General features: G+C 68.0%; 17 protein-coding genes. 11 read left to right on the top strand and 6 right to left on the bottom strand.

Annotation, left to right across the window (positions count from 1 at the left end):
• Positions 1 to 28: 28 nt before the first annotated feature.
• The 4 genes from ACK4I0_RS09390 (at position 29) to ACK4I0_RS09375 (ending at position 5,402) form a co-directional block, all read left to right on the top strand.
• Complete coding sequence (locus ACK4I0_RS09390) at positions 29 to 799, top strand: hypothetical protein (RefSeq protein ID WP_409610269.1); 771 nt, start codon at positions 29 to 31, stop codon at positions 797 to 799.
• Between the two features lie 156 nt (positions 800 to 955).
• Entirely contained in the window at positions 956 to 1,795 is an 840-nt protein-coding gene (locus tag ACK4I0_RS09385) for a fimbria/pilus periplasmic chaperone (RefSeq protein WP_409610267.1), read from the top strand.
• A complete protein-coding gene (locus tag ACK4I0_RS09380; protein ID WP_409610265.1) occupies positions 1,792 to 4,446 on the top strand; it encodes a fimbria/pilus outer membrane usher protein in 2,655 nt (884 codons plus the stop codon). The genes ACK4I0_RS09385 and ACK4I0_RS09380 overlap by 4 nt, the downstream gene beginning before the upstream one ends.
• 14 nt (positions 4,447 to 4,460) lie before the next feature.
• Positions 4,461 to 5,402 carry a hypothetical protein gene (locus ACK4I0_RS09375; RefSeq protein ID WP_409610263.1) on the top strand — a complete coding sequence of 314 codons (942 nt, stop codon included), beginning with the start codon at positions 4,461 to 4,463 and terminating at the stop codon, positions 5,400 to 5,402.
• Positions 5,403 to 5,464: 62 nt separating this feature from the next.
• Here the strand turns inward: ACK4I0_RS09375 and ACK4I0_RS09370 are convergent, their stop codons facing one another.
• From ACK4I0_RS09370 to ACK4I0_RS09360, 3 genes are all read right to left on the bottom strand, one after another.
• On the bottom strand, positions 5,465 to 5,884 hold the full coding sequence (locus ACK4I0_RS09370) for a hypothetical protein (RefSeq protein WP_409610261.1): 420 nt from the start codon (positions 5,882 to 5,884) through the stop codon (positions 5,465 to 5,467).
• Positions 5,885 to 5,991: 107 nt separating this feature from the next.
• Complete coding sequence (locus ACK4I0_RS09365; protein WP_409610259.1) at positions 5,992 to 7,158, bottom strand: CaiB/BaiF CoA transferase family protein; 1,167 nt, start codon at positions 7,156 to 7,158, stop codon at positions 5,992 to 5,994.
• Positions 7,159 to 7,198: 40 nt separating this feature from the next.
• Positions 7,199 to 7,585, bottom strand: a complete 387-nt coding sequence (locus tag ACK4I0_RS09360; protein WP_409610257.1) for a Tat pathway signal protein — start codon at positions 7,583 to 7,585, stop codon at positions 7,199 to 7,201.
• A gap of 155 nt (positions 7,586 to 7,740) precedes the next feature.
• Between ACK4I0_RS09360 and ahcY the strand changes: the two genes are divergently transcribed.
• The gene (gene ahcY / locus ACK4I0_RS09355) at positions 7,741 to 9,132 is read left to right on the top strand and encodes an adenosylhomocysteinase (RefSeq protein WP_409610255.1); all 1,392 of its coding nucleotides are present in this window, start codon (positions 7,741 to 7,743) and stop codon (positions 9,130 to 9,132) included.
• Positions 9,133 to 9,189: 57 nt separating this feature from the next.
• Here ahcY and ACK4I0_RS09350 read toward each other — a convergent pair whose 3' ends face one another.
• Positions 9,190 to 10,314: a hypothetical protein gene (locus ACK4I0_RS09350; RefSeq protein WP_409610253.1), complete on the bottom strand. Its 1,125-nt coding sequence runs from the start codon at positions 10,312 to 10,314 to the stop codon at positions 9,190 to 9,192.
• Between the two features lie 90 nt (positions 10,315 to 10,404).
• A complete protein-coding gene (locus ACK4I0_RS09345) occupies positions 10,405 to 12,567 on the bottom strand; it encodes a TonB-dependent receptor domain-containing protein (protein ID WP_409610251.1) in 2,163 nt (720 codons plus the stop codon).
• Between the two features lie 135 nt (positions 12,568 to 12,702).
• Here ACK4I0_RS09345 and ACK4I0_RS09340 point away from each other — a divergent pair, with 135 nt between their 5' ends.
• Positions 12,703 to 12,906: a twin transmembrane helix small protein gene (locus tag ACK4I0_RS09340; protein ID WP_409610249.1), complete on the top strand. Its 204-nt coding sequence runs from the start codon at positions 12,703 to 12,705 to the stop codon at positions 12,904 to 12,906.
• A gap of 4 nt (positions 12,907 to 12,910) precedes the next feature.
• Positions 12,911 to 13,483 carry a cob(I)yrinic acid a,c-diamide adenosyltransferase gene (locus ACK4I0_RS09335; RefSeq protein ID WP_409610247.1) on the top strand — a complete coding sequence of 191 codons (573 nt, stop codon included), beginning with the start codon at positions 12,911 to 12,913 and terminating at the stop codon, positions 13,481 to 13,483.
• Positions 13,484 to 13,489: 6 nt separating this feature from the next.
• Here the strand turns inward: ACK4I0_RS09335 and ACK4I0_RS09330 are convergent, their stop codons facing one another.
• The gene (locus ACK4I0_RS09330) at positions 13,490 to 13,831 is read right to left on the bottom strand and encodes a hypothetical protein (protein WP_409610245.1); all 342 of its coding nucleotides are present in this window, start codon (positions 13,829 to 13,831) and stop codon (positions 13,490 to 13,492) included.
• 116 nt (positions 13,832 to 13,947) lie between these two features.
• On the opposite strand from ACK4I0_RS09330, the gene ACK4I0_RS09325 reads away from it, so the two are divergent.
• The 4 genes from ACK4I0_RS09325 to ACK4I0_RS09310 all read left to right on the top strand — a co-directional run bounded on the left by ACK4I0_RS09325 (position 13,948) and on the right by ACK4I0_RS09310 (position 18,615).
• Positions 13,948 to 14,712, top strand: coding sequence for an electron transfer flavoprotein subunit beta/FixA family protein (locus tag ACK4I0_RS09325; RefSeq protein WP_409610243.1), 765 nt, complete (start codon positions 13,948 to 13,950; stop codon positions 14,710 to 14,712).
• Positions 14,713 to 15,642 carry an electron transfer flavoprotein subunit alpha/FixB family protein gene (locus ACK4I0_RS09320; RefSeq protein ID WP_409610241.1) on the top strand — a complete coding sequence of 310 codons (930 nt, stop codon included), beginning with the start codon at positions 14,713 to 14,715 and terminating at the stop codon, positions 15,640 to 15,642.
• A 151-nt stretch (positions 15,643 to 15,793) separates the two neighbouring features.
• Positions 15,794 to 17,263, top strand: coding sequence for an amidohydrolase (locus ACK4I0_RS09315; RefSeq protein ID WP_409610239.1), 1,470 nt, complete (start codon positions 15,794 to 15,796; stop codon positions 17,261 to 17,263).
• Entirely contained in the window at positions 17,263 to 18,615 is a 1,353-nt protein-coding gene (locus tag ACK4I0_RS09310; RefSeq protein ID WP_409610237.1) for an amidohydrolase family protein, read from the top strand. The genes ACK4I0_RS09315 and ACK4I0_RS09310 overlap by 1 nt, the downstream gene beginning before the upstream one ends.
• Positions 18,616 to 18,766: the final 151 nt, after the last annotated feature.

Raw genomic sequence — 18,766 nt, 5'->3', positions numbered from 1 at the left:
TTCGTCAAACCTCGCTTGGAGACTTCCAATGAAAATCGCTTCGCTTCTCGCCGGCGTCGCCGCTCTGGCTCTGTCGGCTACCGCCGTCTCGGCTCAATCGATCAACACCTTCACCTCGGGCCAATCTTCGGCGACGGGCAGCCTGAACTTTAACGGGTCGATCTTCACCGGCGGCGCCGCTGCCGCGATCCTGAATGGTCTGAACGCAAACAACAGCAGCTCGCTGGTTTCGTCGTGGCAGGCCACGGGCGTTTCGGTCGGCAACATCGGCGGCAACGGTGATGTGTCGGACGGTGCCACCTTCTCGATGACCGGCAACGTGTCGACGGACTGCGCTTTCTACACGGGCTCGAGCAGCAACCTGTCGTTCAACTTCGGCCAGATCGGCGTCTATGTGTCGGACAACACCGGCCCGGCCGCGGCCTTCACCATGGTCGCCCCGGCGGCGCTGAACTTCGACACCAACCTGGCGGGCTGCAACACCTCCAACACCGTGTCGATCTCCAAGAACGACATCCGCGGCCTGGTGAACAACTCGGGCGCCGGCTATGACAGCAACGTCTTCCAGGCCAACCTGCCCTACATCGTGGCCGCGACCTACACCGCCGGCGCGATCAACGCCGTGGTCGGCGGCGTGCAGCAAACGCTGACCGTGGACGCTGCGTCCAATGCGGCTCAGCGCTCGCACGGCGCCTGGAAGTCCAACATGGACATCGAAGTGACCATCCCGCAGGCCACCCAGGCCCTGCTGGCCGGCACCTATTCGGGCAACTTCAGCGTGACGGTCGCCGCCATCTAAGGCGCGCTTTCTCGCGGAAGACGGGGGGGCGCTCATGGCGTCCCCCCGTTTTTTTTGAGGCTAGCCGATTCATTCGGCACAAGAATTGCTTGGTTGCATAACCAGAGTTTGTGGGTTTCTGTGGCCGCCTGCGGGGGGCCGTCGGGGAGTTTTGAAATGTTTCGCGGACTGGTTCAGCGCGTGCGCCGCCTGGGGGCCGTGACGGCCGTCTTGATCGGCGGTTTTATGGCCGTCAGCTCGGCGGAGGCCATGCGGGTCTCGCCCATGGTGTCGGAACTGACCACCACCGGCGCCGGCTCGGCCGCCCGGATCGAAGTGGGCAACATCGGCTCGTCCGCCATGCCGTTCGAAACCATCATCACCCAGATCGAGATGGACGGCGAAGGTCAGCTGACCGAGACGCCCGCCGACGAGAATTTCCTGGTGTTCCCGCCCCAGGGCCTGGTGCCCGCAAACGGCCGTCAGGTCGTGCGCGTCCAGTGGGTCGGCGAGCCCAACATCGACACTTCCAAGGCCTATTACCTGTGGGTCCGCCAGCTGCCGATCGAAACCGCGCCGTCCGAGGACGGCGGCGGCGCCGTTCAGGTGTCGGTGCTCTACACCATGAAGGCCCTGATCGTGGTCGCGCCGCCGGGCGCCCAGCCCGACGTGCAGGTCGAGTCCGCCAAACCGGCGTCGGTCGCCCCGCCCGCCGCCGAGATCGATCCGTCGCTGAGCGGCGGTCAGCAGGCCGCGCCGCCGGAAGAGCCAGGTCTTGAGGTCACGGTCGTCAATCGCGGCAAACGCTACGCCCTGATGAGCGGCGCGACCTGGATCGTCACCGGCACCGACCTGGCCGGCCAGCCCTATTCCCAGACCTTGTCGGGCCAGACCGTCGCCGAGACCGTCGGCGTCGGCTATCTGGCCCCGGCGGGCGGACGCCGCGTCTTCAAGATCCCGACCGGCGGCGTCGCCCTGGACCCCTCAAAACCCGTGACGGTGCGGTTCGCACGATGAAGGTCTCGGGGGGGACAGTCTCAGCCATCGCCCTGATCGCGGCGATTTCGGCCACGACGAATGCGGCGGCCAGCGAAGCCGCGCGCGCCACGCTGGATGCGCTGGAGGCGTCGCAGACCGCGGCGCTGAACCTGGCCAGCCTGGCCACGGCCCAGGCGGCGCCCCCGGTCGCGGCGCCGGTTCAGCCGGTTCAGCCTGCTCAGGATCAGGTCCCGCCTCCCCAGGCGGCCCCGGCCCAGCCGACGCGCCCGAACATCAACCCCTATGACCGCGACATCAATCTGACGGTGCCGCTGCAGTTCAATCGCCGCGTGCTGGGCGAACTGCCGGTGCTGCTGACGAGCGACGACCGGTTCATCGTCGATTCCGCCGGATTCAAGGCGCTGATCAATCCGCTGCTGACCGAGGCGGCCCAGGCCGAACTGGACGCCACCCTGGCCGGACGCACTTCGTTCGAGCCCGAGGCCATCGGCGGTTCGGGCATCGCGCTGGACTACGATCCGGAGCAACTGGCCGTTTTGGTGCTGCGCATCGATCCGACACGACGCGTCCCCGAATCCCTGTTTCGCGGCGGCACGCCCGATCCAGCCGAGCGCGGCCCCGAGGATTTCAGCGCCTATCTGAACACCAGCATGGCGCTGCAGCGGCGAGAGTCCACCGGCGACATCGACAAGCCGAGCATCTTCCTGAACGGCGCCGTGCGCTATCGCGGCCTGGTGTTCGAGGCCGATGTCCAGGGCCGCGACGACCGCTTCACCGACACCTACGAAGTCGATCGCCGCTACGCCCGCTTCGTCTATGACCAGCCCGAAGAGTATCGCCGCTGGGTGCTGGGCGACCTGAGCCCCGAGACGCGCGGCCGCCAGGGATTCGTCGAGCTGGGCGGCCTGGGCGTGGCGCGCCAGAAGCGCCGGTTCGAATCCTTCCGCAACAATGTCCTGACCGGCGCGCGCCAGATCGTGCTGCAGGAGAACTCGGTCGTGCGCGTGCTGCGCAACGGCGTCTTCGTGCGCGAATTCCGCCTGGACCCAGGCCAGTACGACGTCTCCAACCTGCCGCTGACCACCGGCAGCAACGACATCCAGCTGGAGATCGAGGGCCAGTCCGGCCGGCGCGAGAGCGTGGCCTACAACGCCTATCTGGACAGCATCGACCTGGAGCCGGGCGATTACGAATACGCCGCCTATGTCGGCGTGGTCAGCAACCGCGGTTTCGGCTCGCCTGACTATTCCGACGGCGACGTCGCCTTCAGCGGCTACTACCGCAAGGCCTTTCTGGACCGCCCGTCGATCGGCGTGGGTCTGCAGGCGTCGCGCGATGTGCAGACCCTGACGGGCCAGACGCAGTACATCCTGGGCGCCGGCTCGCGGCTGCGCCTGGATGGCGCCTTGTCCAACAGTCGGTTCGTGGACCAGGGCTACGCCTTCGCGGTCAGCTACGACTACATCTTGGACTACGGCGGCACCGCCGACGTCTGGACCGTGGTGGCGGACTACACCTCCGAGAACTTCGCCGAGCTGGGCAATCCGCTGGGCCAGAATCCGACCGCCTGGACCTTCTCGGGCGCCTATTCCCGACGCTTTTCGCCGGACTGGACCGTGGCGCTGAGCGGCTCCTATCGCCAGAGCCGGGACAATCTGTTCGGGGATTCCTATTCGCTGAGCGCGACCTCCACCTATCGCTTCTCGCGCGAGTGGAACGTGCAGATCGGGGCGGAGTATCTGGACCTGGGCATCCCCAACAACTCGCCCTTCGGCGGGTTCGGAGGCGAAGGCTTCGGTGTGACCGCCGCCCTGGTCTGGACGCCGCGATACGACCGCCGCGCCGAGGCCCGCTATTCCAGCGCCCGCGATTCCGGCAGCATCCGCTTCCAGCAGGCGCCAGAGAACCGCGTTGACAGCTTCGGCTATTCGCTGGCGGCCACGCATGACGACGGGGCCAAGACGGTGTCGGGCCAGGTCGACTACATCTCGAACCGTTTCGACGCCAGCCTGTCGCATCTGGCCTTTGGCGAGAGCTTCTCGAACATCACCCAGGAACAGGTCACCAGCCTGCGGGTCGGCACCTCCTTCGCCACCACGGGCGGCAAGGTCGCCATGGGCAGGACCATCTTCGACAGTTTCGCCATCGTCTATCCGCACGAGACGCTGGACGGCGGCGTGATCGCCGGCGAGACGCTGGAGGGCGGACGCTTCACCTCGCGAAGCGGCGCCTTCGGGCCCGCGCTGGACAACACCCTGACCTCCTACGTCAACCAGTCGGTGCGCTATGACGCCATCGACGCGCCGCTCGGCTACGACATCGGCGAAGGGATCGTGCGCGTGCGCCCCGCCTATCGCAGCGGCTACGCCATCGAGGTCGGTTCGGCCAACTTCGTCAGCGCCCTAGGCCGGCTTGTCGGCAATCAGGATCGGCCTGTGGCCCTGGTGTCGGGCCGGGTCATCTCGCTGGACGATCCGAACGCGGAGCCGGAACTGTTCTTCACCAACTCGGTCGGCCGCTTCGCCGTCCAGAAGCTGGCGCCCGGCGGGCGTTATCGCGTCGAACTGTTCTCCAGCCCGTCCGTAAGCTTCGAATTCACCGTGCCGGCCGACAATGACGGCCTGCTGGACCTGCAGATCCTGCGCGTGCCGCTGGATGTGCCCGAATGACCCGGAGGTCGCCCATGTTTCGCGCCAAGACGCTCGTCCCCGCGCTCGCCGCCGCCCTGGGGGTTCTGACCCTCGCCGGTCAGGCCGCCGCCCAGGGCCAAGGCCAAGGCCAGGGTCAGCCCAACGCCCAGCCCAACTGCCAGCTGGCGTTCGAGTCCGGCCCGGACCAGTGGATCATCCAGTTCGACCCCTTCGCCGACAGCGAGGCGGCGCGCCAGTTCGACCTGGCCGTCGTCAACCGCGGCTCCGGCCCGTGCACGGGCGAGGTGGTCGTGGATACGTCGGGCGATCCCTTCGGCCTGGCCCTGAGCGGCGATCCGCAGCGCCTGCCCTATGTGCTGGTCGACGAGCGCGGCTCGATCGACGTGACGCCCCGCACGGGCGAAAGCGCCCGGCGGCCCGGCGGTCGATCATTCAACCTGCGCCCCGGCGAGCGCGAAATCCTGCGCTTCAGCTTCGCCGTCGATCCTCAGTCGCTGCTGGGGGCGGGGCTGTATTCGCAGAACGTCTTCATCGGCGTGAACCATCCCAACGGCGCGCCCCAGACGCAGAAGCCGGTGACCCTCGGCGTGCAGGTGGCCTCGACCGCACTGATGGGGCTGAAGGGCGAGTTCACGCGACGCGGCGGCCTGGCGACCATCGACCTGGGCGACTTGACCCAGGGCGGACGAACCCTGAACACCAGCCTGTATGTGCTCAGCACCGGCGGCTATCGCGTGTCGGTGACCTCGGCCAACGCCGGGCGGCTGCGCCAGGGGGCCAGCGACTGGTTCGTGCCCTATGGCCTGGCGATTGGCGACCGCGCCATGAACCTGGCGCAGGGCGATCAGCTGGAAGTGGTGTCGCGCCGCCCCCGCCTGGACGACTATCCCCTGTCGATCAACATCGGCTCGACGGCCGGCCGCCGGGCCGGGGACTATTCCGATGTCCTGACCTTCACCGTGTCGGCGATCTGACGCGCAAAGGCCGGACCGACGAACGCCGGGCCGGCCTCATTTCGACACGGCGAAGGGCGTCTTCAGATGGGCTGGATCGTCAGCGCCAGCACCAGCGGCTGCTCCAGCTCGACCTCGTCGAAGCGGTAGTCGACCGTGCGGATGGTCGCCAGGTTGGAGCGACGCAGCACCTGGTCGCCGGTCTTTGCCAGGTCCAGAGCCATGTCGCCGTAGATCAGGCGGGCCTTTTCGGTCGCCAGCAGCGGTCGGTAGTTGGCTGAAACAGTGAAGCCTCCGGGGCTGTTGCACGCCTCGACCACCTGGCCCGAACGGCCGGTTTCGGCCAGCACCGGGCTGGCGGGGCGAACCCAGCAGGCGACCGGGACCGTCGCCGTCACCCGGAAGGTGTGGCTGCCGGTCGGGCCCGCCTGGGCGGCCTGGGCGAAGGTCATTGCGGCGGCCAGGGCGGCGGCCGAGGAAATCACGCGAAGGGTCTTGGTCATCGGGTCGTCCGATCCATGCCGTTGTGACACGACCTTAGACCCGGCCCTGTTAAGGTCGGGCGATCAGACACGCTTAGCGAGCGGTATGCGAATAGGCTTAGCGGGCGCTAACCATTCGTCTGGCCCAAGGCGGGGGGCGGCGCAGCAGCCACAAGCGGGGCTCCGTCCAGACGGATTGGATTGGCGACGGTGCGGACCGGCTGGGTCAGGTCCGGCCGCGTCTGCTCGACCACCAGGCCGCGCGCCACGGCCTGAGGCTCGGCGAACACCTGATCCACGGTGTTGACGGGCCCGCAGGGCACGCCCGCCGCTTCCAGCGCCGCGATCAGCTGGGCCTGGGTGAAGCCGATGATGAGGGCGGAAAGGGCGGCGGACAGGGCGGCGCGGTGCTCGACCCTGACGGCGTTGGTCACGAAGCGGGGATCCTCGCCCAGCTCCGGCGCGCCCAATGCGTTCGCCAGGGCGCGGAACTGGGCGTCGTTGCCGACGGCGACCACGACAGAGCCGTCGGAACAGGCGAAGGGCTGATAGGGGGCCAGGTTGGGGTGGGCGTTGCCCATGCGGCCGGGGGCTTGTCCCGAAACGAACCAGTTGGTCGCCTGATTAGCCAGCATGGCCGCCTGGACGTCGAACAGGGCGATGTCGACATGACCGCCGACGCCCGACGCCCGCGCCCTCAGCAGAGCCGCCAGAACGCCGTTGGCGGCGTACAGGCCGGTGAACAGGTCGGCGACGGCGACGCCGACCTTCATCGGCTCGGCACCCGGCTGGCCATCGGCCTGGCCCGTCACGCTCATCAGCCCGCCCATGGCCTGGATCATGTAGTCGTAGCCGGCCTGGTGCGCGCGCGGGCCGGTCTGGCCGAAGCCGGTGATGGAGCAATAGACCAACTCGGGCCGGCCCTTGGACAGGCTGGCGTAGTCCAGGCCGTATTTCGCCAGCCCGCCGACCTTGAAGTTCTCGACCACGACGTCGCAGGTCGTGGCCAGGCGGCGCACGGCCTCGGCGCCCTCAAGGGTGGCGATGTCCAGCTCGACCGAAGCCTTGCCCCGGTTGGCGCACAGGAAATAGGCCGCGTCGCCGCGCGATCCATCGGTGCGGGTGGTGAAGGGCGGGCCCCAGTGGCGGGTGTCGTCGCCTACGCCCGGCCGCTCGATCTTGATGACCTCGGCGCCCAGATCCGCCAGCAGTTGGGTCGCCCACGGACCAGCCAGCACGCGCGATAAATCCAGCACGCGGACGCCGTGCAGCGGGGGGAGGGGAGCCTGGGTCATGGCTCTGGTCTAGCGCGGGCGCTCGGCCCCGCCAAACCGGTCAGACCGCCATCACCGTGCCCAGCAGCAGGCGCGCGCCGGCGCGGCCCAGCACGCGGTCCGTCTCGGTCTGGAGGGCGCGCGACAGCTGCTCCACATCCGGCACGCCAGCCGGCAGCAGATTGCGGGCGGTGGTCTGGATGACGGCGGCGTAGGCGGCGGCCAGGCGCGGCTGGGACTGCTGGGCGCGGGTCCGAAGCGCCGAGTCGGCCACGTCCAGACCCAGTTCGACCGACATCACCCCGCGTCGGCCGTCGCCGCGCACCACGGTTCCGGTGGCGGTCGGCAGGCGGAAGTAGGTGGCGGCGGACGCCGGCGCATCGCCGGTCGGGCCTGCGGCCGTGCGAGTTGGGGCGGGCTTCAATCCGAGGACAGCGCGTCGTTCCATGAGCGGGATGCTAGCCTCTCGGCGTTAAGACGCGGTTGCGCGCCGCCCGCGCCGGTCAGCACATATAAGGACATCCTTATGCGTTTCTTGCTCCGGCGGCCCGCGGAGGCTATACGGCGGCGGACTTTCCAAAAGACGACATTCAGGAGCCGCCCGTGGCCGACTACATCGTTCGCGACATTTCCCTCGCCCCCTGGGGCCAGAAGGAAATCGCCATCGCCGAAACCGAAATGCCCGGCCTGATGGCCCTGCGCGACGAATACGGCAAGGCGCAGCCGCTGAAGGGCGCCCGCATCGCCGGCAGCCTGCACATGACCATCCAGACCGCCGTGCTGATCCAGACGCTGGAAGCGCTGGGCGCTGAGGTCCGCTGGGCCTCGTGCAACATCTATTCGACCCAGGATCACGCCGCCGCCGCCATCGCCGCCAACGGCACGCCGGTGTTCGCCACCAAGGGCGAGACGCTGGAAGAGTACTGGGACTACGCCCACAAGATCTTCGAATGGGCCGACGGCGGCTATCCGAACCTGATCCTGGACGACGGCGGCGACGCGACCCTGCTGTGCGTGCTGGGCCCCAAGGCCGAGCAGGACGCCAGCGTTCTGGACAACCCGCAGAACGAGGAAGAAGAAGCCCTCTATGCGGTGATGAAGCGGTATCTGAAGGAGAAGCCCGGCTTCTATTCGGCCATCCGCGACGCCATCGGCGGCGTGTCGGAAGAGACGACCACGGGCGTGCACCGCCTGTATCAGATGGCCGAGCGCGGCGAGCTGCCCTTCCCCGCCATCAACGTCAACGACAGCGTCACCAAGTCAAAGTTCGACAATCTGTACGGCTGCCGTGAATCGCTGGTCGACGCGATCCGTCGCGGCACCGACGTCATGCTGTCGGGCAAGGTCGCCGTGGTCTGCGGCTACGGCGACGTGGGCAAGGGCTCGGCCGCTTCGCTGCGCCAGGGCGGCGCGCGCGTGATCGTCACCGAGATCGACCCGATCTGCGCCCTGCAGGCGGCGATGGAAGGCTATGACGTCCAGACGCTGGAAGACGTAGCCGGCAAGGCCGACATCTTCGTCACCGCCACGGGCAACAAGGACGTCATCACCGTCGAGCACATGCGGGCGATGAAGCACAACGCCATCGTCTGCAACATCGGCCACTTCGACTCCGAAATTCAGGTCGCCGGCCTGAAGAACATGAAGTGGGACGAGATCAAGCCGCAGGTGGACCACGTCGAATTCCCGGACGGCAAGAAGATCATCCTGCTGTCCAAGGGCCGTCTGGTGAACCTGGGCAACGCCACGGGCCACCCCTCGTTCGTGATGAGCGCGTCCTTCACCAACCAGACGCTGGCCCAGATCGAACTGTGGACCAACAAGTCCGCCTATCAGAACCAGGTCTATGTCCTGCCCAAGCACTTGGACGAGAAGGTCGCCTTCCTGCACCTGGCCAAGCTGGGCGCCAATCTGACCAAGCTATCCAAGGACCAGGCTGACTACATCTCGGTCCCGACCGAAGGCCCGTTCAAGCCGGACCACTACCGCTACTGATCGACAGCGATCGAAAAGACGAGGGCCCGGCGAGCGATCGCCGGGCCCTTTTCGTTGTCAGGCGGCGATGTCGCGCGGGTCCACGGCGCTGGACTCGCGGCCCATCAGGCCCGTCTCGAAATCCATGAAGATGTCGATCAGCTCGTCCACCCCCACCGGCGGCGACTTGGGTCCAAAACGGAAGTTCCAGAAGCTGACGATGTGCTGCACCGCGCCCAGCTGATCGCCCAGGCGGCTGAACATGGCCGGCGCCTCCAGCAGGAAGTCGCGGAAGGCCAGCGGATTGCCCTCTCGCGTCAGACCCTCATAGGCCTCGTCATAGACCTTGAGGGTGCGGCTGACCTCGACGCAGGTCTTGAGGATGTGGCTGCGCAGCACATGGCGGCCGCGCTCGATGTATTCGCGTGCGGCCGGATCGCTGGGGCCGGTCGGCTTCACCTGGGCGACCGCGTCTGCGACGGTGGCCACATCGGCCGTCATCGCGGTCAGTGACCACTTGTAATAGAGGAATCCCTTCCAGCAGAACACGCCCTCCTGGTACTGCTCGGGCTGGAGGCGCAGGGTCTGGCCCAGAACCTCCATGCCGTCGCCTGGCGCGTTGGAGAGGATCTTGGCCGCCATCCGCTCGATCGAGCTGGAAGCGGTTACATCGCCGCCCAGGCTGAGGGTGACCAGGGGCTCGATCTCCTGCTTCACGAAGCTGAGCATCCGATCCAGGTCCGCCTCTGACAGGGCGAAATAGCAGGCGCCCGCATCTACGCCGCCGCGACGCAGCTGCTCGCGCAGCAGGAAGGGGTCCAGCGACGGTAGGCGGTCCATCAGGCGCAGGGTGCGCAGGTCGGGGTGATCGTGGCTGAGGCCGAAGGATTCGTGCAGCGCGCGCTCGAAGCCGAACTGGTCCACGAAGACATAGCGCCCGCCGCTCTTCAGGTCGGTGCTGTCGATCGGGATGACCACCTTGGTCGCGATCTGGCGACGGCCGGGAAATAGGTCCAGCTCGTTGCGGCGAAGGCGGTGTTTGATGATCAGCGACCGGTTCAGGCCGGCCGTCTGGAACATGGGCTTTTCGGCCCACTCCTCGGTGTGACCGTGTTCCTCGGCGACGTTCAGCAGGTTGAGAACGCGCGCGGTCGAAGCCGTGCGGCGAAGATGCTCGAGATTTCGAACGTTGCGGTCAGACATGGATCCCCCGATCTGCGGAAGACCCCTACAGGGTAAAGGTTGATCAACCGTGGCCGTGGAAGAACTTGGGTCGATCAACCTCGCCCTGCGTCAGAATCGCGCCGTCACCGACACCCACAGGCGCCGGGGCTCCTGGTTGTTGGCGTATTTCGGCGTATAGGCGACAGGCGTTCCGTACGGCAGCAGCTGCACGAAGTCGGTGTTGAAGACGTTGTAGATCGCGGCGTTGAAAGTGACGTTGTCGGTCGCGTCATAGGCGCCGCCGATGTGCATCAGCCCATAGGCCTCGTAGTCGCCCCAGGCGTCCTGGGCAGCGCCCGCGCCGCGATAGCGCTCCGACCGATATTCGCCGCGCACCCACAGACCCAGGCGGTCGGAGGCCTGCCAGCGCAGATTGGCGTTGACCATGTGCTCAGGCGTATCGGTCAGGGGCAGGCCGGCCGAGGCGCCGGACTTCTGCTCGCTTTCGGTGAAGGTGTAGTTAGCCTGCAGCGTCCAGTCCGAGGCGAAACGCCAGCGCACCGAGGCCTCGGCGCCGCGCGTCTCGGCCTCGTCGATGTTCACCGACTGGCCAAAGGTGGCGAAGGTGGGCCAGAAGCCGACGTCGGCGCAGCCGGTGGTCGGATAGCCGCCGGCCGCATACTGCGCCGCCGTCAGGCCGAAGCTGCAGTTGGCGATGGGCACGTCCGAGGCGATCTTGTCTTCGAAGGTGTTGTGGAACAGCGTCAGGCTGGCCCGAATCGGGCCGCCGGCGTCGTAGAAGGCGGCGATTTCGCTGGAGGTCGAGGTCTCGGGCTTCAGCGTCGGCGTGCCCAGCAGCGGCAGGCGACCCTGCTGGCCGAAGCCGTTGATGCCCTCTGCCAGTTGCTCCAGACGCGGGGTCTTGAATCCCTGGCTGACACCGCCCTTGAAAGTCCAGGCGTCGGTCGCGTTCCACACCAGATAGGCGCGCGGGCTGAAGTGCGAGCCGAACTTGGAGTGGTCGTCGTGACGCGCGCCCAGGGTCAGGGCCAGGGTGTCGGTGAAACGCCACTCGTCCTCTGCGAACAGGGCCCACTGGGTGTGCTCGAACCGCTCGGGCGCCACGCCGTCGATCATTTCGGCTTCCCAATACTGGCCGCCGACGGTGAAGGTGTGGTTGCGCCACTGCGAGAACAGCTTGGTGTCGAAGATGCGGTTCTCGCTCTCCAGGGTGCGCGGCCCGCCGGCGCCGGCGACGCCATTGGGGATGATCCGGCCAACGGTCTCGGTGCGGCCCAGCGACACATTGGACTCCAGCATGCCGAACGGCAGGCGCCAGTCGTGCGCCAGCGAGACTTGGTCGCGGTTGAACTCCAGGAATTTGTCATAGCCGCCGGCGGTGGTGGCGGTGCCCATCTCGCTGTTGCGGTTGTCGTACCACTGGCGCGCGACATCGACGTCCAGCCAGACGTCGTGATCGGGGTGCGGGGTCGCCGACAGGCGGCCGCCGACGCTCCAGATGCGGTTGGCGGTAGAGCTGCGCCCGAAGCCGGTCACGGGCGCATCGGTCCCGGCGGCGTTCTCGAAGGTCAGGCGCGAGGCTTCGCGTTCCGACCGCGAGGCGCGCAGCATCAGGCCCAGGCGATCGCGGATTAGCGGACCGCTCAGATAGACGTCGCCGCCGCGTATGTCGCCGAACTCGTCGTCGCCCTGCAGGGTGTAATGAGCCGTGCCGGAGCCGGTCCAGACATCGCCGACCTTGCGGGTGATGATGTTGACCACGCCGCCCATGGCGTCGGAGCCGTACAGGGTCGAGACCGGGCCGCGCACGACCTCGATCCGCTCGATGGCCGAGACGGGCGGCAGGAAGCTGTTCGCGGTCTCGCCAAAGCCGTTGGGCGTAACGCTGCCGGCCGTGTTCTGGCGGCGACCGTCGATCAGGATCAGGGTGTAGTCCGAGCCCATGCCGCGGATGTTGATGGTCTGGCCGCCAGTCTTGCCGACGGGCGCCCCGACATCGACGCCTTCGACGGCGGTCAGGATTTCGGCGATGGAGACCGCGCGCATTTCCTCGATCTCGGCGCGCGGAACGACGCTGATTGAGGCCGGCGCCTGCTGGATGCGCTGCTCGAAACCGGCCGCGGTGACGACTACGTCGGCCACTTGGTGGGCTTGCTGCTGGCGGCTCTGATCCGTCTCGTCGGGCGAGGCAAGGGCCGAAGACGCCAGGGCGCTGAGGGCGACCGCGCCCAGCCAGCCGGATTTGCGCGAGAGAACGGAGGAAATGACCATAAATGCGCCCCAGAGAGATACTTGCGAGCGCCTCTCAATAGCGACTCCCCCGCCCTGTCAAGGATAAATGCGAATTAGTCGCACTTGCTGACCGGCCGGCTGGCGCGAGGGCGAACACAGGCCTAGAAGACAGCCATGAGCGTCTTCGACATCCTGATCCTGCTGGCCGTGGCGGCGGTGGCCGTCACTCTCTTTTACGGGCTCTACACCCTGTATCGCGGGGGCGACCTGGCCCGCTCGCGGTCCAACAAGATCATGCGGCTGCGGGTGCTGCTGCAGGCGGTGGCGGTCGTGCTGCTGCTGATCGGCTTCTGGTGGAAGTCCACGCACGGAGCCTGATGCGATGGTGGTGCTGAACAAGATCTACACCAAGACGGGCGACGGCGGGCGTACGCGCCTGGCCTCGGGCGCCGAGACGTCCAAGACCGACCCCCGCGTCGCCGCCTATGGCACGGTCGACGAGCTGAACGCCGTGCTGGGGGTCGCCCGCCTGCACTCGGGCCAGAACGACCGCATCGACGCCATGCTGGCGCGCATCCAGAACGAGCTGTTCGACCTGGGCGCCGATCTGGCGACGCCGCTGGACCCGCCGCCCGCCTGGGAGGCGCTGCGCATCGTGGCCTCGCAGGTCGAGCGGCTCGAGCAGGAGATCGACTGGATGAACGAGAGCCTCAAGGCGCTCGACAGCTTCATCCTGCCGGGCGGCGCGCCGCTTTCGGCGCACCTGCATCTGGCGCGTACGGTCTGTCGCCGCGCCGAGCGCGAGGCCGTGGCCTTGATGGAGACGGGCGCCGAACTGAATGTTGAGGCGGTCCGCTATCTCAACCGCCTGTCCGACCACCTGTTCGTCGCCGCCCGCCGCGCCAATGCGAACGGCGCCGGCGATGTCAAATGGCGGCCCGGCGCGACGCGCTAGACGACCTCAGCGCCCCTGAGACGCGGCCAGAACAGCACGCTGGCGGTCGGCGTCGGCCGCGACGGCGGCCTTTTCCGCGGCCAGTTGGCGTTCGATGGCGGTCAGTTCGCGGTTCTTCTGAGCCGAGGCCTCCTCGCGGCTGACGCCGATGGGCCGGCCGGTTATCTCGGCGATCGAGATCGGCTGGGCGCAGGTGCGGCTTTCCATGTCCCACCAGCGGCCGGACTTCTCGCAGCGCTCCCCGGGGGCGGCCCAGTAGCTCTGATAGACGAACAGGCCCAGCATCATCACGCCGAACACGCCCGCGAAAAGGATGCTGAGGCGTTTCATGGTCATCAGACGGTGCATTCGCGGCGTGCTCCAGACGGTTTGCGGCGGAGCCATTGACCCCGCGTCACGTTGACAGGCCTTCTCGCCCGTTCCATTCCGTGGCGCAACATTTCGGCGATCGTGTGGATAGACTCATGAAGGTACTCGTCCCCGTCAAACGGGTGATCGACTATAATGTGAAGGCTCGCGTGAAGGCGGACCAGAGCGGGGTTGATCTGGCCAACGTCAAGATGAGCATGAACCCCTTCGACGAAATCGCCGTCGAAGAGGCGGTTCGTCTCAAGGAAGGCAAGGAACACCACGCCGCCGGCACCGCGACCGAGATCGTGGTCGTCTCCATCGGCGTGACCCAGGCCCAGGAGACGATCCGCACGGCCCTGGCGATGGGCGCGGACCGCGGCGTCCTGATCCAGTCGGACACCGACCTGGAGCCCCTGGCGGTGGCCAAGCTGCTGAAGGCCGTGGTGGACGAGGAGAAGCCGGACCTGGTGCTGATGGGCAAGCAGTCCATCGACGGCGACAACAATGCGGTCGGCCAGATGCTGGCGGCCCTGCTGGACTGGCCCCAGGCGACCTTCGCCGGCAAGCTGGAGATCGCCGACAACAAGGCGACCGTGACGCGCGAGGTCGACGGCGGCCTGCAGACCGTGGCGGCCCAGCTGCCGGCGGTGGTGACCGTGGACCTGCGTCTGAACACGCCGCGCTATGCGTCGCTGCCCAACATCATGAAGGCCAAGAAGAAGGAGATCGCCACCAAGGCGGTCGCCGACTACGACGTCGACACGGCCCCGCGCCTGAAGGTGCTGAAGGTCACCGAACCGCCCAAGCGCTCGGCCGGCGTCAAGGTGGCCAGCGCCGCCGAACTGGTCGAAACCCTGAAGTCCGCGGGAGTGCTGTAAATGGCCGTCCTCGTCATCGCCGACCACGACGGCTCGGCCGTTCGCGACACCACCAACAAGACCGTAACCGCCGCCCTGGCCCTGTCGTCCGACGTCGACGTCCTGATCGTGGGCGAAAACGCCCAGGGCGTGGCCGACGCCGCCGCCAAGATTTCGGGCGTGCGCAAGGTTCTGCTGGCCCAGAGCGCGGGCCTGGGCAAGGCCCTGGCCGAGGCGGTGGAGGCGACCGTGGTCCCGCTCGCCGACGGCTACGACGCCATCTTGGCGCCGGCCACCACCGACGGGAAGAACTACGCCCCACGCATCGCCGCCAAGCTGGACACGGCGCCGATCTCGGACGTGGTCGAGGTCGTCTCGGCCGACACCTTCGTGCGGCCGATCTACGCCGGCAACGCGCTGGAGACGATCCAGTCGTCGGACGCCAAGAAGGTCATCACCGTGCGCCCGACGGCGTTCGACGCTGCGGCCAACGACGGCTCGGCCTCGGTCGAGACGGTCGCCGGCGCCGATGCGCCCAAGACGGCCTTCGTCTCCGAAGAAATGGTCAAGTCCGACCGGCCCGAACTGGGCGCCGCCAAGATCATCGTCTCGGGCGGACGAGCCCTGGGCTCGGCGGAAGAGTTCCACGCCGTCATGGACCCGCTGGCCGACAAGCTCGGCGCCGCCGTCGGCGCCAGCCGGGCCGCCGTCGACGCGGGCTATGCGCCCAACGACTATCAGGTCGGACAGACCGGCAAGGTCGTCGCGCCCCAGCTCTACATCGCCATCGGCATCTCCGGCGCCATCCAGCATCTGGCGGGGATGAAGGACTCCAAAACCATCGTCGCCATCAACAAGGACGCCGACGCCCCGATTTTCCAGGTCGCGGACTACGGCCTGGTGGGCGACTACAAGACCGTGGTGCCGGAACTGATGAAGGCCTTGGGGTGAGTCAAACACTGACCTGAGGCTTCAGGGCGCGGCGCCGAGAGGCCCGCGCCCTTCTTCTTTTGGGCCGCTCCACATTTCCGCTTTACGGGCGGGAAACGAGCCGTTTCTATGCCCCGCCGTCGTCCGGTCGGACGTTCAGGGGGGAGTTTCAATGCGTCAACTGCTCACGCGCGGGGCCTGCGCCGCCGCGCTTGTCATGGCCCTGTCGGCCTGCGCCTCGACGGGCGACAGCGCCTCGACATCCGAAGCCCCCAAGCGTGAGCGGGCCCCGATGGCCGCGGGGCTGGACGCCGCCGCCAACCCCGACCCCTATCCCTCGACCTATCGCGGCCTGCCGCGCGAGAATCTGGCGATCGTCGGCGGCGTGGTGCTCACCGGCGCGGGTCAGAAGATCGACAACGGCGTGGTGATCGTCACCGACGGCCGGGTCGCCGCGGTCGGCGACGCCTCCACCCCCGTGCCGGGCGGCCACCGCGTGGTCGATGCGCGCGGCCGCTTCGTCACCCCCGGCATCATCGACGTCCACAGCCACCTCGGCGTCTATCCCTCGCCCGGCGTCATGGGCATGAGCGACGGCAACGAGGCGACCAATCCGAACACCGCCCAGGTCTGGGCCGAACATTCCCTTTGGCCCCAAGATCCCGGCTTCAACACCGCACGCGCCGGCGGCGTCACCACGATGCACATACTGCCCGGTTCTGCGAACCTGTTCGGCGGGCGCGGCGTGACGGTGCGCAACGTGCCGTCGGTGACCATGCAGGGCATGAAGTTCCCGAACGCCCCCTATACGGTCAAGATGGCCTGCGGCGAGAACCCCAGCCGCGTCTATGGCGGGCGCAACCAGAGCCCGGCCACCGGCATGGGCAATATGGCCGGCTATCGCGCGGCCTTCATCGCCGCTCAGGACTATCGCGAGAAGTGGGACAAGTGGCGGCGCACCGGCGAGGGGACGCCGCCGACCCGCAACCTGCAGAACGAGACCATCGCCGGCGTTCTGGACGGCTCCATCCTGGTGCAGAACCACTGCTACCGCGCCGACGAGATGGCGCTGATGCTGGATCTGGGCCGCGAGTTCGACTTCAAGATCACCGCCTTCCATCACGCCATCGAGGCCTACAAGCTGGCCCCGCGCCTGGCGCGCGAAGGCGTCTGCGCGGCCATGTGGACGGGCTGGTGGGGCTTCAAGATGGAGGCCCTGGACGGCATCGAGGAGAATGCGGCCCTGGTCGACGTTCCGCAGAACTCTTGCGCCGTCATCCACTCCGATGACGCCGAACTGATCCAGCGCCTGAACCAGGAGGCCGCCGCCGCCCTGTCGGCCGGCCGCCGGGCGGGCATGAACATCAGCGAGGAGCACGCCATCCGCTGGATCACGCTGAACGCCGCCCGCGCCCTGGGCATCGCCGACGAGACCGGATCTCTGGAGACCGGCAAGCGCGCCGACGTGGTGATCTGGAGCGCCGATCCCTTCTCGATCTACGCCCGCGCCGATCAGGTCTTCATCGACGGCGCCCTGTCGTTCGACCGCTTCAACCCGGCCTATCAGCCCGTCTCGGACTTCGAGCTGGGCCAGCCCGGATACGGCCTGTCGGCCGCCAACGTTCGCGAAGGAGCCCGCTGATGCGCCTCAACGCCCTCATCGCCTCCGCCGCGCTGGCTCTGACCTTGGCCACACCCGCCGTCGCCCAGGAGACGGTCGCCATCACGGGCGGCCGGGTCCTGACCGGCACGTCCGTGATCGAGAACGGCACGGTGGTCATCGCCAATGGCCGCATCGCCTCGGTCGGGACCGGCGCGGCCCCGGCCGGCGCGCGGATCATCGACGCGCGCGGCAAGGTCGTGGCCCCCGGCTTCGTGGCCGTGGATTCCGGCCTGGGCGGATCGGAGGTGTCCTCGGTTCAGGGCTCAAACGATCTGTCCAACAGCGCCAATACTCTGAGCGCCGCCTTCGACCTGTCCTACGGCCTCGATCCCTGGTCCTTCACCCTGCCGGTGGCGCGCCTGGGAGGGGTCACCCGCGCGGTGGTGACGCCGCGTCACGGCGGCTCGTCGGGCGGTCACAGCCACGACGATTCCGACTTCGCCGGCGCCGGGCATGGCGGCTATCAGTCGCCGGGTCTGTTCGCGGGTCAGGCCGCCGTCATCCATCTGGGTCAGGGCCAGGACATCCTGGTGCGCCCGCGCGTAGCCATGGTCGCCCCGTTCGGCGAGGCCGGGGCCCGGGTCGCCGGCGGGGGGCGCGGCGCCGAGTTCGTGCTGTTCAAGGAAACGATGGCCGAGGTCCGCCTCTACGCCCGCAACAAGGCCGCCTATGACCGCGCCGCGCTTCGCGACCTCAGCCTGTCGCGCGCGGACCTGGAGGCTTTGATCCCGGTGGCCGAAGGCCGCATGCCGCTGATCGTCAGCGTCAGCCGCGCCTCCGACATCCGTCAGGTCCTGCGTCTGGCGCGCGAAGAGGGCGTCAAGGTGATCCTGGACGGCGCCGAGGAAGGCTGGCTGGTCGCCGATGAGATCGCCGCGGCCGGCGTGCCGGTGCTGCTGCACCCCAACTCCAACCTGCCCGGCAACTTCCAAACCCGCGCCTCGCGCATGGAGAACGCCGCGGCCCTGAACGCAGCCGGGGTGGTGATCGCCATCAAGGCCAACGAGGGCGCGGTGCACCGGGCGCGCGAGACCCGCTACAACGCCGGCAACGCGGTGTCGCACGGCCTGCCGTTCGAGGCGGCGATCGCGGCGATCACGGTCAACCCGGCCCGCATCTTCGGCTTCGCGGGGCAGTTCGGCGAACTGCGCGCGGGCGCGGCGGGCGATGTGGTGGTCTGGTCGGGCGATCCGCTGGAGCCGCTGAGCCAGCCGTCGGCGGTCTTCGTCAACGGCGTGGAACAGCCGATGCAGGCCCGCAACCTGATGCTGCGCGACCGCTACAAGGACGGCGGCGAAGGCGCCATGCCCCCGGCCTACTCGGCGCGCTGACGGATCGTCCTTCTCCCATTGGGAGAAGGTGGCCCCGAAGGGGTCGGATGAGGGTCGGCGGTTTGCGGCGGCGAAGCCGCTGGCGGCCGGCCCTCACCCTTTCGCGCCAGAACGCCGGCTGCGCCCCCGTGCGCTCAAGCCCTCTCCCGGC

Source organism: Brevundimonas sp. (assembly GCF_046295775.1).
GTDB lineage: Bacteria > Pseudomonadota > Alphaproteobacteria > Caulobacterales > Caulobacteraceae > Brevundimonas.
The sequence above is the reverse complement of the archived record's forward strand: the minus strand, read 5'-3'. Positions and strand labels throughout refer to the sequence as shown.